The sequence below is a fragment of the Endozoicomonas sp. genome (assembly GCF_051008435.1).
In the GTDB taxonomy this organism is placed as follows: Bacteria; Pseudomonadota; Gammaproteobacteria; order Pseudomonadales; family Endozoicomonadaceae; genus Endozoicomonas_A.
In genome coordinates, this window is the sequence record NZ_JBPCXO010000313.1 from 1 (window position 1) to 14,664 (window position 14,664).

Here is a 14,664-nt window from a genome sequence, read left to right on the forward strand (position 1 = left end):
CATAAAGGCGGTAAAAGGCTGCCAATCTGTAAAAATGAGCAAATCACGTCGGAGATATGGATGTTTTTTGCTCATTTTGTGATTTTGGATATCTGAATAACCTATTCTCGGTCAGGCTCCTAGAGAAATCCAAAAAGAAAAAGGATCTAAATTCCTTCGAAACTTCGCGGTCAACTTTTTGCCTTCAGGACTAGAAAGAGTAAGTCTTAGAGGGTTCTCGTTCGGGCACTATTTAGAGATGTGTGTAAAGCTCAGTGAGTGAGGCACAGGTTTCCCTTCATCATTGATTGCCACAAAAACAATCTTGTCGACTTGGATAATCACCTGTTTGGTGATTTTGTTGCGTACTTCACAGCGTACTGTGAAAGAGGTTGTACCAACACTGGCCACTTCCATGCCGAATTCGATGACATCACCGTTGAAAGCAGAGCCAACAAAGTTGATTTCTGACATGTACTTGGTCACCAGGTTGCGGCTGTAATCCATCTGGCAGGACGCAAAAATGCCGGCTTCTTCATCAATCCAGCTGAGCAGATAGCCACCAAACAGTCGGTTGGCAGGATTAAGATCACCAGGTTTAACTACACGGCGTGAGTAGTACTTCATCATTGGGCTTCTCCTTGGAGTTATTGTTCGCTATTCAATGGAATGCTGGCCAATGGGTTGAAGGTCAGTTTCGAGCTTTGAGTAAATTAAGGCAGATTTCATGCCAGATCAGGAAGCTGATATTCAACAGTTGTTAGGACTATCTCCTAAAGCACTATGAATGTCTCTAATCAATGGAGACTATGTTTTGTTCTCACTCCCGATCCAGGGCAAAAAGTTTTCAAGAGCTTATTTATTTTGTGCACTGATATTGGGCTAGGTATTTTCCGAATTCATCCGGAAAGAGTAAAAAAAGCTCTCAATCCATCGGCAAAGAGGCCTGCAGTCAGGGGGTGGGCTCTAATAGGCTGCAAGAAGCCCCGCGAAGGAGTTGCCTTTGATTGTTAAGGGTATAAGCGGGAGCACGGCCTTGAGCTGGAAAAGAATAGCCAGGAGCTGATCATCAGCCTTGAGCAAAACAATAATAAAAAAAGAAGGTGTCTTCTATGTCAAAGAAGTTCCTCAAACTGGGTCTCATCGTATCGGTGTCGGTGGCGGTAGGTATTGGGGCTGGCATGTTGCTCAGCTCCGGTGAAACCAGTCGGATTATTAACGAGAGGAAGGCAGAAGCTCTGGGCATGATTGCCAACAAGGTGATTGCCAGCAAAGTGGCTCCGGCGGATTCCGATGCAACGGTTAAAACCGTTTCCACTCTCCATCATATTCCCATGGAAGTGAAAACCTACCAGGACAATATATTTCTGGCGACCGGGGTAGGTAACACTTATCTGATTGAAACCTCCGAAGGCAATATTGTTTTTGATACGGGTCTGCCGACTCAGGGCGCAGCCCACAAACGTATGCTGCAGGAAAAAGTACCGGGTGATGTTAAGTACATTGTTCTGTCCCACTCTCATCAGGATCATACTGGCGGAGCCAACTTCTGGAAGGCAGAGTATCCTGATGCGAAAATTATCACACACTCCCGTTTCGAGCCAGCTGAACAGTATCTGAAAGATCTGGAACCCTACTTCTGGGACAGAAACCGGATGCTTTACACCTTTATGCCAGAAAACCCACCGGGTGAAGGTTCATTGTTTGGTTTCCAGCGTCATACCCCGGATATCACTGTTCAGGATGGTAAGGAATACCGCTTTGAACTGGGTGGACAAGAGTTTGTTCTCATTCCTACCCCGGGTGCTGAAGGCGACGACAATCTGGTAATGTGGATGCCTGAAAAGAAGGCTCTGTTTACCGGTGACGTCTTTGGTCCTCTTTTCCCAATGGTACCCAACCTGTTCACCCTGCGTGGTGAGCGGTTCCGTGACCCGATTGATTACATCAAATCTCTCGACACCATGATTGCACTGAAACCCGAGATGATTCTGCCCAGCCACTTTGAACCTGTAGTGGGTGGAGAAGAGATTGATAATGATCTCAAGCGCATGAGAGAAGGTACTCGTTATATTCATGACGAAACCATTGCCGGCATGAATGCAGGTAAAACCCTCTGGGAACTGATGCAGGAAATCCAGTTGCCAGAAGAACTGGGCCTGAGCCAGGGGCATGGCAAGGTGTCCTGGAACGTGCGCAGTATCTGGGAGTTCTACAGCACCTGGTTCCGTTTTGAGTCCACGACTGAACTCTATCCTGTTCCGGTGAATACCCTTTATTCAGAAATTGCCGATCTGGCCGGTGGCCCCGAGATTCTGGTAGGCAAGGCCAAAGAGAAGCTGGCTGAAAACCATCCGGTCCAGGCTCTGCATTATGTAGAAATGGCCCTGTCAAAGAGCCCGGATGATCAGGCCGCGTATCAGGCCAAGCTGGAAGCCTTGCAGCAGCTGCTCAGAGAAGCCTACAACAACGGCAGCAACTTCAGTGAAACTATGTGGCTGAAAAATAGAATTACAGCCACAGAAAAAATACTGACCAAGAGCTAAAACGATCAATGTTCCTACTGATGCCAAGAGCGTGATGCCAAGAGCGTGATGCCAAGAGTAGTAGGCATGGTGGGAACTCGGCGTTCCTGAGCGGACTGTGTTATTGAAGAGACAGGAGTTCTTCAGTCGTTTTGCACAGTCAGTCCAGGGCTGAGACGTGAGAAGAATAATATGAATAAGAAAAGTTTGATTGCAGGTGCATTACTGTCAGTAATGACTCTGCCGACACTGGCATCCAGTGCACCCATCGGTCAATCTGATCAGCCCAATGTTCTGGTGATCATGGCGGATGACTTGGGCTGGGCTGACGTAGGTATTAATGGTTCCAAGATTGAAACGCCTAATATCGACAGTCTCGCGGCTGAAGGGGCCACATTGGAGCGCTTCTATGTGGCTCCTACCTGTTCTCCTACCCGGGCTGGTTTGATGACGGGCCGTGATCCCATGAGGCTGGGCATTGCGTATGCCACGGTTATGCCATGGTCCAATAATGGTATTAATCCTAGTGAGACTCTGATGCCTCAGTCATTCAGTGACCATGGTTATCAGACGGCTATGTTCGGAAAGTGGCACTTGGGTATGTCACAGGAAAGCTACGTTCCTAATGAGCGTGGTTTTGATTACTTCTACGGGCATCTCAATACCGAAGTGGATTACTTCCCTCCTTATAAGAATCAGGGGGGGGCAGACCTTCAGAGAAATGGTGTTTCTGTCGCGGCAGACACTGAAGGCTATGCGACCTACCTGCTGGCAGATGACACCAGTCGTTGGATTAAGGAAAGGGATAAAGATAAGCCGTTCTTTGCTTATGTTCCTTTCCTGGCACCGCACACGCCATTGCAGGCACCGGCTGAGCTGATCGAGAAGTACAAAGATCTTGATGATGACATTGAAAGCTCGCGTACTGGAACAGAAAGTCTGAGAAGGCTGGCAAAGCTCACAGGATTGGATGCAAGACCGGTCTATGCGGCGATGGTGGACGCAATGGATCAGGCTATTGGCCGGATTCTGAAAACACTGGAAGATGAGGGTATTGCTGACAATACCATTGTTATGTTCTTCAGTGACAATGGCGGTCCTGTCTATGGCGGTGCCGGTGCTTATAACTATCCGCTCAGAGGGGGCAAAGGTAATACGTTTGAAGGCGGTATCCGTGTTCCTTCCGTAGCACGCTGGCCAGCGGGTATTCCAGCAGGTACCCAAGTGGACAGTATTATGACCATGATGGATGTTTTTCCAACCATGGCGGCGGCAGCCGGTTTTGAGCCGAAAACGACTTACAAGCTTGATGGTCGGAACATGCTGAATGCGATGTCTGGCAAGCAGAAAATAGGCCGAGATGATTACGTGTTCTTTGTGTCAGAAACGCCGGTGCGTAATCACTTCAGTTTTACTGCATTTAATGACCAATATAAGCTGGTTCAGCAAGTTGATCAGTCGTTCATGTCTATTGATGTCACAAATTACCTGTTTGATATCAATAAAGATCCCTATGAGCACAATAACCTGGCTGCCAACAATCCCAAACTGGTGGCCAAGATGTCCGAAGCCATCAGGGAGTGGCGTTTACTTCATCCTCTGAATGGTACTCGCTCAAATGTGGTTGCCCCTCCAGGTTGGAGAGCACCAAAAGACTGGGCTGATTATCCTATTCCAATGGAAAAGCTCCAGGCAAAAGAAGCTCGTGGTATGCCGCCTGAAAGAGTGAAGCGTGTGCTTGATCGTACCTACGGCGATGCCGGTCGTCTGATCTACGACTGCACACCTAATCCCTGGCTGATGGGTTTCTGTACCAAGAATAATTGATCGAATCAGGAGTCTGGCAGAGCCAGACTCCTGCCAGTACTCGAAAGCCATTTGTTTATCTCATTCAGTGACTCTTAAAGTGGTCATATGCAAGGCGAGCTTGTACAGGAATACCGGGGTCTTTCAAACAAGATCAACACAGTCAGATGGCCGCTTTAAGAGTCACCCTTCGGGCCAGAGCGAGAGCTTCCATGACGGTGTTGTGATCACTTGAAAGGTCCAGATATTCCTTCGTTATCACGCCTTGTCACGAAAGCTCTCGCTCTGGCTGAATGTGACCAACAAGTGGGTTTCGAGTACTAGCCCGGATATTTCATAAACTGCCCCGAATCTCGCGAAGGCATTTGTCGCTCTAAGGGATTTTGCGAAGGAGTGCCGTACGGGGAGTACGGTCGACTGAGTAAAACTCCCTAAGAGCGGCAAAGGGCAAGTGAGAGCGGGAGCATGTTTATGAAATATCCGGGCTAGACCTGCGCTACTTCTGTCTGCAACGCTTCCAGATTCTGATCCTTGAACTGCCTTGGTGTCATCTCTGCGTGCTTTTTGAACTGATTGTAAAAAGTGGACTGACTCTTGAAGCCCACTTCAGTCGCTATATCCAGCATCTTTCTTTTCTTGTGCACTGGATTTGCCAGCAGTCTCATGGCTTCCTTGACCCGACAACCGTTGATTAACTCATAAAAGTTGTTTCCTGACTGGCTGTTAATGACCTGGCTTAAATCATGAGGCTTTTCACCCAACAGCTCTGCCAGTTGAGGCAGGGTGAGTTCATCATCAAGATAAGGCTTTTCATTCTCCAATAGCTCTGTCAGCTTCTTCCAGGTTCCTTCAAGTCGAGTTGGTTCCATACCTGACTTCTGGTATTTGGCGTGGGTAGTGATTGATTCCGCCTCAATACTTTCCTTAATCGAGGGCGCTATTTGCGTGCTATCGTTTTCAGGGATTTCTGAAGAAGGTGGGTGTGATTGACTCCATGCAACAGTCAGAACTGATTGCAGCTCTTCGGTGAAGATTCGAGGCTGTCGCATTCCGCCAAATGAAATGAAGTAGATAAAACCGAGGTTCAGCACCAGCACGACAATGGACTTGGGTTCAATGGAGCTGAAGCCCAGCAAGTGACTGATATCCAGCCCGAAGTGGAATGAACAGACCACGATCATAAAGATCATTAGTCCTTTCAGCCAGTTAAGGTTGATGGAGTCAGTAACGGATACAGCACTCTCGATCAGGCGTGTATGACGCTCAAGTTTGATTAGAGCAGCAATGCTGTAGAACATGATGACCATGTTTACGTAAATATTGAACAGTGGCAGTTTTAGTTGTCCGAAAAACTGATAGATACTCATCGGCTCATTGAGGTCGATACCGGTAAGCAGATAGAGAAATATGGCAGTGGAAGGCACCATTACCAGTAAATGTTTAAGTAAGTCTTTACTTAGTCGGAAGCCCGCTTCTGTCAGGGATCGAACATACAAATAAAGAGCCGGACCTTTCAGAATGGTTAATAGCAACGAGCCATAGACCAGGGTATGTAGGGTGATATCAGCGCGAACGAATGAGTATATGGCAGTCGGTATGGTGTTGAGTGCCACGGTAGCAGCCAGCAGGAGATTGGCCGCTTTTTGGTTTGTGTTCAGACTGAGGATAACAATACAGAGCAGAAAACCTTGGGATATTGCGGAAATTAAAGCAATGCTGAACCAGTCAATAGCCACTATCAGTACACCTTCTTCTCTCCATGACGGGCGACATGAGGGGCCAGTTTTTCTCTTTCTGGTTAGCCTCCTGAAAACCTGTCAATGGGTGTTTATTTTTGTTCTCGGGCGCTATTGTGCACTGTTTGATAGGGAAAATACAGCTGGCTGCTTTAACTAGAAAAGAGGCTTAAATGAAGGGGTGGGCTACGCTGAAGTAGCCCGGTAGTATGCGCTTACATATACATGAACATCATTTCGTAAACCAGCGCAGGTCTTTCTTCTCCCACTACGTGAACATTCTGTTCCATAGTGACAGTAGTGCCCTTAGGTGAGCCGGTCACATTCTTGATACGGCTGCGGCAGTGTATTTTGCTGCCAACAGGCACGACACCCGTGAAGCGCAGTTTGTTAGAGCCTGCGTTGATCATGTTTTTGAAGCCTACGACTTCATGAGTAGGCTCAGTACGCATCTTTGACAGCAATACCAGAGTCAGGAATCCGTGAGCAATGGTGGTTTTGAAAGGACTGTATTGAGCGCATTTCTCTGGGTTGGTGTGCAGCCAGTAATTGTCACCGGACAGTTCGGCAAATAGATCAATCAGCTGCTGATTAATCGTGACTTCTTCACTCCAGCCCCCAAATTCGTCAGACACCAGTTCATGCAGAGCTTCAATATCATCAAATTGATATTGCTTCATGGTGACATCTCCCCGTTTTCATTTTTATTGTGAAATGTTTTCACGGTTGTAAGTGGTGAAAGCATTTGTTGCTCAAGGCTTTTTATTAGCTCAAGGCTTTTTATTAGCTAAAGGCTCTTTCCATCAGCTAAAGGCTCTTTCCATCAGCTAAAGGCTGTCTGGCAGCTTTATCGTCGTCGGAGAGCTTACCTTACCTTACTTTCTGGGTACCCTGTAGTGGCCAGATTTGACCATTCTCTATGGTCAGAATCTGCCATTTTAAGTTGACTAGTCCTTTAATAGGTTGTCCTGCGTTAGGGTAGCGGGATATAACCGCTGCACGTGAGACATTTGCAAAATAATAACCACAGCAATCACTGGATTGCCTGGCATGGTTAGAGGAGTGATCTATGGCCGAAGCTGTCATTGTAGAAGCATTACGTACACCGATTGCCCGTGGTAAGCCCGTGGTCGGCGATCTTCATGGTTTTCATGCCACCGAGCTGCTGGCTCAGTCTATGAAAGCTGTGGTCGAAAAATCCGGTCTGAGCTACGAAGATATTGAGCAGCTGGTAGGTGGCTGTGTTACCCAGGCGGGAGAGCAAGCAGGTAACCTCTGTCGTAATGCCTGGCTGTCCATGGGAAATACCTGGAAAGCAGGGGCTACAACCATTGACGCCCAATGTGGTTCTGCCCAGCAGGCCAACCATATGATCTCTGCCATGATTAAAAGTGGCTCCATTGATATTGGTGTTGCCTGTGGTGTTGAAGCCATGAGCCGTGTAGGTCTGGGCATGAACATTTATAACGGTCCAGGCTTCTTCCTGCCTAAGGAATGGCCATGGGATAGCACGCCTGACCAGTTTGCCAGTGCCGAGCGCATTGCCAAAAATCGTGGTATTACCCGGGCCCACGCTGATGAGTTTGCGCTGGCTTCACAGCAGAAAGCAGCCAGAGCCTGGGCTGAAAATCGGTTCGATCGTGAAATCTTTGAAGTGGATGCGCCTGTTGTAGCTGAAGATGGCAAGCTGACCGGAGAAACCAGAAAAGTTTCTCGTGATCAGGGGCTGCGTGAAACCACCATGGATGGCCTGGGTCAGTTGAAAACAGTAGCTGAAGGAGGGATTCATACTCCAGGTAACTCATCTCAGATTTCTGACGGTTCTGCGGCAGTGCTCTGGATGAGCAAAGAAGAAGCTCTGGCTCGTGGTCTTAAGCCTCGTGCTCGCATTATCACCGATGTTGTAGTGGGCACTGATCCTTACTATCTGCTGGACGGTCCTGTCGATGCGACCGAGGCCCTGTTGAAGAAAAGCGGCATGAGCATGAGCGACATTGATTTGTTTGAAGTCAATGAAGCCTTTGCAGCCGTGGTTCTGTCCTGGGCTCAGGTTCATAAGCCGGATATGGACAAGGTCAACGTTAATGGTGGTGCTATTTCTCTGGGTCATCCAGTAGGTAGTACCGGTGCTCGTCTGATCACCACTGCGCTTCATGAGTTGGAGCGTACTGACAAGTCGACTGCACTGATCACCATGTGCTGTGGTGCTTCTGTAGGAACAGGAACCATCATCGAACGAATCTGACCGATCATAGATCTGTCGGTATTGAAAACTCCTGTGCTGTTCAGCATGGGAGTTTTTTTATGGGCTCGATTTGTGACTACCAGGAGACTGTCGGACTGAGCTTTTTGGAATTCAGGTAGAAATTGTCCTAAGTCTGGCAGGCTCCTAGTTCATATGTATGAGGTTTGAAGGACAAGGTTCTGGCAGCATGTTATCAGGTTGCAGAATAACAATTATTCAGGAGACGTATAAATGAGTAACCTGGAAGGTAAAGTAGCCATCGTTACCGGTGCGGGTCGTGGTCTGGGCCGTGCGGAAGCGATTCAATTGGCGAAACAGGGCGCTCGAGTCATTGTTAATGATCTGGGTGGCAATGCCGACGCCGAAGCTGCTGCTATGAGTGTGGTGGAAGAGATTAAAGGGTTTGGTGGTGAAGCCATCGCCCAGTTTGGCGACTGCGCTGACTGGAATGACTCCGAAGCTGTGTTCAAGGCGGCTATCGATACCTGGGGTGATCTCAATATCCTGGTGAACAATGCAGGCTTTTGCCGTGACAAGGCCATCTTCAATATGACGGAAGATGAGTTTGACTCTGTTGTACGTGTGCATCTGAAAGGTCACTTCGTCAATATGCGTCACGCCACCAGCTACTGGCGCAACAAATGCAAGACCGAAGGTAAGCCGGTCTTCGGTCGTCTTGTCAGTACTTCTTCAGAAGCCTTCCTTTATGGCTCTGCAGGTCAGCCCAATTATGCCGCAGCCAAAGCCGGTATTGTTGCCATGACGATGGGTGCTGCTCAAATCATGTACAACTATGGAGTGACAGCCAATGTTATCTGTCCTCGTGCCCGTACAGACATGACCAATCAGGGTGTAACTGCCCAGATGTTTGCCAAGCCTGAAGCAGGGTTTGACACCTTTGCTCCTGAAAATGTGGCACCTCTGGTTGGCTACCTGGCCTCTGAAAAGGCGGCCAATGTTTCCGGTGAAGTGTTTGTTGTCTGGGGTAAGGAAGTGACTCTGGTGCATAGTCCATCCACTGAAGTGACCTTCAAGAATGGTGAAGCCTGGACGCCTGACTCCCTGCAGTCGGCCATGGGTGAACATTTTGCCGGTCAAACCCCGATCAGAGACGGCTTCGCCATCATGCCTCAGTAATTTGCTGACCGGTCAGGTTCCTGTTAGTGTCGATGTCTTCGCTCGCCGGAACCTGGAGTCTGCTTTCGGCATGGGGTTATCTCCATTTAGTACCGAAAATATAGGAGAATGAATGAAAGCGATTAACTACGAAGATATGAATAGTCTTTATCAATGGATGGGCTTCATCGTAAATGAAAAGGATGTCTCTGTAGAGAGCATAGATTGTCATTTGAAAATTTTTGGTGAAGGAGATGATGCTTACTTGGTGGTTAATATATACGACAACGATAAAAGTTCGACTGAGTATTATTTCAAACCTGTAGATGGCAAAAATGGATTGATGTCCCTGATTTCATTGATGAGTGATTTCGATTTTTCATTAAAAAAGCTGCTAGAAAAATTACCGTTTCAAGATTATGTAGAAGAAGATGCTGGCTGCTGTGTCAGTGTTAACGGTATAAAAATATTTAAAGAAAATATAGTTTCAAATTAAGGGCTAAAGAATGAAGAAAATTACTCGGATTAATGTAAAGAATACGGTTAAAAATAAAAAAACAATATCAGATTCAACCTTAATCATTACATCTAAAAATACAGATAAAGCTTTAGAGAAAAGGAAAAAAGAAAACAATAATATAGAGAAATTTACCGAATGGAAGTAAAGGTTTTTACCTCTGCTTTAATAAGGGATACCATGCAAGAGTCGGAATTGGCCAGTCTTGTATCAGAGTTTAGGGGGTACAAAAAAACAGGGCATGCCCCCATACTTTTTGGTCGAGATGCTTCATACAATCGTCCAGATGCTGTTCTTAAGGCAGATATGCATCATGTTCATCTAAAAGGCAATGAAAAATGGAATTTGAATGTTGTTCAGTTTCGAAGGGTGAGTAATCTACATCTTCTATATTGTCGTGGTTTCATGAACCCAAATGCATATCTGTTAATTGCAGTCATAGATAGGGCGCATGAAAGAGCCAGAAATATTAATTTCATGCTGGATATGGCCGAAATTGCAGAGAGCTTTAGATCAAAAGTTTAATGCTAACAAAACTCAGCGCGCCTTAATAATGCTGCAAAGCCTGCGGCAAGTTCTGACCAGGCTGAAACATCCACTTCATGTACTGAATATCTTTCCCACAGATGATGAAATGCACAAGCAGGAAGTGGCTGCGCTGCTCAAACGATCAAGAGAATTCATGAATGTCTGATTCCAAAGCATTTCGCCAGGAGATTAGAGCCTGGCTGGAAGAAAACTGTCCCGAGTCGATGCGAGCCAAGGCCAAACCGGAAGAGCAGGTTTGGGGTGGGCGCAATATCCAGTTTCCGTCGGAAGATGCCCGAGTCTGGTTCGAGCGGTGTGTTGAAAAAGGTTATTGCGTACCGGACTGGCCAAAAGAATACGGTGGTGCTGGCTTTGATCAGAAGCAGACACGTATCTTTGGGCAGGAAATGGCGCGATTGAATTGTCGTCCACCCCAGGTAAATCTGGGCATCTGGATGGCGGGTCCGGCTATTCTGGAGTTTGGCACTGAAGAACAGAAGCGTGAACATCTGCCAAAGATTGCCCGAGGTGAAATCCGCTGGTGTCAGGGGTATTCAGAACCGGGTGCCGGATCGGATCTGGCAGGCCTGCAGTGTAAGGCTGAGTCAGACGGCGATGACTACATAATCAACGGTTCGAAAATCTGGACTTCTTATGCCGATCATTCTGACTGGATCTACTGCCTGGTCAGAACCGACAGTGAGGTTCCCAAGCACAATGGCATAACCTTCCTGCTGTTCGACATGGCCAACGAAGGGGTTGAAGCCAAGCCCATTGAATTGATTACCGGTGAAACGCATTTCTGTCAGACCTTCTTCGATAATGTTCGTGTCCCTAAAAACAATGCTTTGGGTGAAGAGAATAAAGGTTGGACCGTCGCCAAGCGAGTGCTCGAGTTTGAGCGGAACATGATGTCTGACATGGAGTCCACTGCGGTGAATTCCGGTCAATCGCCTCGCAGTATTGGACAGAAGTTTCTGGCGGATGATAGCGGCCGCATCACTGATGAAGTGTTTCGTCATGCTATTGCCAAGCATGAAATCCAGCGCCGTGGTATGGAAATGTCCCAGCAGCGCATGGTTGATGAATACATGCAGGGCATTGGTGATCCCCTGGTGGCCATGATCTTCAAGTATGTGGGAACCGAAGAAGAGAAAAGCAAGTACGAGCTGATGGTCAAAATGGCAGGGGAGTACAGCCTCGGCTGGGGTGATGGTTATACCGAAAATGAAATCCAGATGACCAAAGACTGGATGGGTGCCAAAACCCACAGTATTGCCGGTGGAACCTCGGAAATTCAGCTTAATATTATTGCCAAGCGTGCCCTTGGCCTGCCGGAGAAGTAAGTCATGTCTTTAGCCTTTAATGAAGAGCAGCGTTCTCTGAAAGATACCGCCAGGGATTTTGCCCGGGACAATACGCCGGTAGAGGCTCTGCGTAAGCTGCGGGATAGTCAGGATGAACTGGGCTACTCGAAAGAACATTGGGCACAAATGGTGGAGCTGGGTTTTGGTGGGGTGATCTTCCCTGAAGCCTACAGCGGTTTTGATTTTGGTGTGAAAGGTCTGGCTGGCTGTATGGAAGAATTTGGCCGGAATTTGACGGTATCGCCTCTGCTTTCATCGGTGGCACTGTCCGGATCCTTGATTCTTGAAGCCGGTAATGAGGCTCAGAAAAGTGAATGGCTGCCTGCTATCTCTATGGGTGAAAAGCTGGTGTCTGTCGCTTTGGAAGAAGCATCCAGACATAACCCACAAGGTACCGCGCTGACTGCTGAAAGAGTATCAGAAGGTTACCAGCTCAATGGCCAGAAAACGCTGGTAATAGATGGTCATGTAGCCGATCTGCTGGTGGTGGTTGCCCGAACCTCAGGTCAGCCCGGCGAGCAGGAAGGAATCAGTCTGTTTCTGGTTGATCCCAAAGCTCAGGGTGTTGATGTTCAGCGTACCATGCTGACAGACAGTCGAAATTATGCCCGCATTGAGTTCAGTGACGTGTTGGTTTCTCAGGATGCATTGCTGGGTGAAGAAGGTCAGGGTTTTGCTCCATTGGATAAAGCTCTGGATATAGCTCGAATCTGCCTTGCTGCAGAAATGTTCGGCAGTATTCAGGAAGCCTTTGAGCGAACGGTTGAATACTTTAAGGAAAGAAAACAGTTTGGCGTTTTGATTGGTACTTTCCAGGCATTGCAGCACAGGGCTGCTCATATGTACACAGAAGTACAGGTGAGCAAGACCCTCCTGATGGATGCTTTGAATGCTCTTGAGACAGGTGCGGACAATGCTCCGGCATTGATCAGTGGTGCCAAAGCCAAGATTTCAGAAGTAGCCGAACTGGTTAGCAACGAAGCGGTTCAGCTCCATGGTGGTATTGGTGTGACCGATGAGCTGGATATTGGCTTGTTCCTTAAGCGCGCCAGACTGTCACAGATTCTACTCGGTGATGAGCGTTTTCATTACCAGCGTTATGCGACATTGAGTGGCTTTTAACAGCCACTCTACTTTTTTGTGGAAAATACTTTGCTACCTTGCTATTCAAGATTGAGGTAGGAGTAAATTTTTTTCTTCCGCTATGGGCATTTGCACTCAACAATAATAAGAGAGACAGCATGGGCACTGAGAAAGTTTGTCTGGTGACGGGCGCCAGTCGGGGAGCCGGTAAAGGGATCGCACTGGCTCTGGGTAAGAGTGGTGCGACTGTTATTGTTACAGGTCGAACCAAGCAGGAAGGTGAAGCTCCGTTACCTGGCACTATTTATCAAACGGCTAAAGAAATTGATGAAGCGGGTGGTCGTGGGGTAGCGGTCGCGGTTGATCATAGTAATGATGATGATGTTCGCGCACTGTTCGATACCATCAAGAAAGATTTCGGTCGTCTGGATGTTGTCGTAAATAATGCCACCACTATTCATGATCAGCTGATTCAGCCTGGTGGTTTCTGGACGAAATCACTGGATCTGGTCAATATTCTGGATGTAGGCCTGCGCTCTGCTTATATCGTTAGTTATTACGCCGCTCAGATGATGGTAGAACAAAAGAGTGGTGTGATTGCCTTCACTTCATCCTTTGGTAGCAGCTGCTATATGCATGGGCCTGCTTACGGAGCCCAGAAAGTGGGTGTAGACAAATTTGCCAAGGATATGGGTGTCGACCTTCGTGATCAGAATGTCACGGCTGTCTCTCTGTGGATGGGGCCTCTCAGAACGGAAAGAACAGAGAAAGTCTGGGAAGAAAATCCGGAGCAATACAAAGACTTTATGCCGGTAGCAGAGAGTCCGCAGCTGACCGGTATGGTAGTCAATGCTATTCACGACGATCCTGAGAGAATGGCTCTGAGTGGTAAGGTGTTGGTGGTAGCAGAGCAGGCAGATGAATACGGTATTCTGGATGTCGATGGCAACAAGAAACCCAGCTATAGCGATATGCTGGGGCCACCGGTACAGGCTCATCCTGCTATTGTAGAATAGGTGTCGTAAAGGAAAAAGACTGAGGTCGTCTGGGGATGGCGGCTCAGTCTTCTTTCCTGTCGAAAGTCTAATCGTTTAGAGTTCCAATCCCAGCTTGTCTATCTTGTTGCGAGTTTCCTTGCTCAGTGACTTATTAAAAGCCTCCAGTTGGTGAAGCGCTTTCCTGGATAATCTCAAGCTTCTTTCCTGAAGCAGAATTTCTCTTTCCAGCCATGTGTTGAGTGGTTGAGGTGTGTCGCTGAGAAGTTCATTCTCTTCAAACTCAAGCAGTGTGTCATCAAGCAAGGAAGCGAGGCTCTCTAATTGCTTGACTTGTTCTTGGGTGAAATTCAGATCGTCTTTCAACCGTATCATTGCATAAAGGTTTTGTGCAGGATCATGGAAAGAAATGACTTGGTCCCGGGATTCCCTTTCATGAAAGAGACAATGTCTTTAAACGTTTTTATCGTCTGAAGCAGCATATTCCCATTAGATTTCAAGATACCATTTAATTTGTTGTCAGTCAGGCTGCTCGAGCGATTGATGATGATGGCGGTTTAATGATGCTAAAAAGCTTAAAATTCAGGAATAGAGGTTTTCTTCGGTAACGGGTTGTATTGAATAAATCATTAATTATGCATTAAGGGGTACAGCAATTAATAATTTACCGGCTCTGGCACAATAGCAACATCCCACTTTCGTAACTCAGGGTTTCGTATGATGTAAGGTTGAATTTCCTTCAATTCAGCTTTACTGAGCTTCACTCC

At 47.3% G+C, this 14,664-nt stretch carries 14 protein-coding genes; 10 read left to right on the forward strand and 4 right to left on the reverse strand.

Going from position 1 to position 14,664, the window contains the following annotated elements; all coding sequences use genetic code 11:
• Nucleotides 1-228: 228 nt before the first annotated feature.
• Nucleotides 229-609 (reverse strand): acyl-CoA thioesterase, encoded by a 381-nt coding sequence (locus tag ACR2PX_RS15760; protein ID WP_434000309.1) that lies wholly within the window; start codon nucleotides 607-609, stop codon nucleotides 229-231.
• A 482-nt stretch (nucleotides 610-1,091) separates the two neighbouring features.
• Between ACR2PX_RS15760 and ACR2PX_RS15765 the strand changes: the two genes are divergently transcribed.
• Both ACR2PX_RS15765 and ACR2PX_RS15770 read left to right on the forward strand, forming a co-directional pair.
• Nucleotides 1,092-2,525: an MBL fold metallo-hydrolase gene (locus tag ACR2PX_RS15765; protein WP_434000310.1), complete on the forward strand. Its 1,434-nt coding sequence runs from the start codon at nucleotides 1,092-1,094 to the stop codon at nucleotides 2,523-2,525.
• 171 nt (nucleotides 2,526-2,696) lie between these two features.
• Nucleotides 2,697-4,331, forward strand: coding sequence for a sulfatase-like hydrolase/transferase (locus tag ACR2PX_RS15770; protein WP_434000311.1), 1,635 nt, complete (start codon nucleotides 2,697-2,699; stop codon nucleotides 4,329-4,331).
• Nucleotides 4,332-4,795: 464 nt separating this feature from the next.
• Here ACR2PX_RS15770 and ACR2PX_RS15775 read toward each other — a convergent pair whose 3' ends face one another.
• Together ACR2PX_RS15775 and ACR2PX_RS15780 are read right to left on the reverse strand one after the other, a co-directional pair.
• Nucleotides 4,796-6,046: a helix-turn-helix domain-containing protein gene (locus tag ACR2PX_RS15775; protein ID WP_434000312.1), complete on the reverse strand. Its 1,251-nt coding sequence runs from the start codon at nucleotides 6,044-6,046 to the stop codon at nucleotides 4,796-4,798.
• A 215-nt stretch (nucleotides 6,047-6,261) separates the two neighbouring features.
• A complete protein-coding gene (locus ACR2PX_RS15780) occupies nucleotides 6,262-6,726 on the reverse strand; it encodes a MaoC family dehydratase (protein WP_434000313.1) in 465 nt (154 codons plus the stop codon).
• 389 nt (nucleotides 6,727-7,115) lie between these two features.
• Between ACR2PX_RS15780 and ACR2PX_RS15785 the strand changes: the two genes are divergently transcribed.
• The 8 genes from ACR2PX_RS15785 (at nucleotide 7,116) to ACR2PX_RS15820 (ending at nucleotide 13,918) form a co-directional block, all read left to right on the forward strand.
• Nucleotides 7,116-8,291, forward strand: a complete 1,176-nt coding sequence (locus tag ACR2PX_RS15785) for a steroid 3-ketoacyl-CoA thiolase (protein ID WP_434000314.1) — start codon at nucleotides 7,116-7,118, stop codon at nucleotides 8,289-8,291.
• 231 nt (nucleotides 8,292-8,522) lie between these two features.
• Nucleotides 8,523-9,428 carry an SDR family NAD(P)-dependent oxidoreductase gene (locus ACR2PX_RS15790; RefSeq protein ID WP_434000315.1) on the forward strand — a complete coding sequence of 302 codons (906 nt, stop codon included), beginning with the start codon at nucleotides 8,523-8,525 and terminating at the stop codon, nucleotides 9,426-9,428.
• Between the two features lie 112 nt (nucleotides 9,429-9,540).
• Nucleotides 9,541-9,903 (forward strand): hypothetical protein, encoded by a 363-nt coding sequence (locus tag ACR2PX_RS15795; RefSeq protein WP_434000316.1) that lies wholly within the window; start codon nucleotides 9,541-9,543, stop codon nucleotides 9,901-9,903.
• Between the two features lie 10 nt (nucleotides 9,904-9,913).
• A complete protein-coding gene (locus ACR2PX_RS15800) occupies nucleotides 9,914-10,072 on the forward strand; it encodes a hypothetical protein (RefSeq protein ID WP_434000317.1) in 159 nt (52 codons plus the stop codon).
• On the forward strand, nucleotides 10,063-10,449 hold the full coding sequence (locus tag ACR2PX_RS15805) for a type II toxin-antitoxin system YafO family toxin (protein ID WP_434000318.1): 387 nt from the start codon (nucleotides 10,063-10,065) through the stop codon (nucleotides 10,447-10,449). The genes ACR2PX_RS15800 and ACR2PX_RS15805 overlap by 10 nt, the downstream gene beginning before the upstream one ends.
• 161 nt (nucleotides 10,450-10,610) lie before the next feature.
• Complete coding sequence (locus tag ACR2PX_RS15810) at nucleotides 10,611-11,798, forward strand: acyl-CoA dehydrogenase family protein (RefSeq protein ID WP_434000319.1); 1,188 nt, start codon at nucleotides 10,611-10,613, stop codon at nucleotides 11,796-11,798.
• 3 nt (nucleotides 11,799-11,801) lie between these two features.
• A complete protein-coding gene (locus ACR2PX_RS15815) occupies nucleotides 11,802-12,941 on the forward strand; it encodes an acyl-CoA dehydrogenase family protein (RefSeq protein WP_434000320.1) in 1,140 nt (379 codons plus the stop codon).
• A 119-nt stretch (nucleotides 12,942-13,060) separates the two neighbouring features.
• Nucleotides 13,061-13,918: an SDR family NAD(P)-dependent oxidoreductase gene (locus ACR2PX_RS15820; RefSeq protein WP_434000321.1), complete on the forward strand. Its 858-nt coding sequence runs from the start codon at nucleotides 13,061-13,063 to the stop codon at nucleotides 13,916-13,918.
• 75 nt (nucleotides 13,919-13,993) lie between these two features.
• Here the strand turns inward: ACR2PX_RS15820 and ACR2PX_RS15825 are convergent, their stop codons facing one another.
• Complete coding sequence (locus ACR2PX_RS15825; protein ID WP_434000322.1) at nucleotides 13,994-14,263, reverse strand: hypothetical protein; 270 nt, start codon at nucleotides 14,261-14,263, stop codon at nucleotides 13,994-13,996.
• Nucleotides 14,264-14,664: the final 401 nt, after the last annotated feature.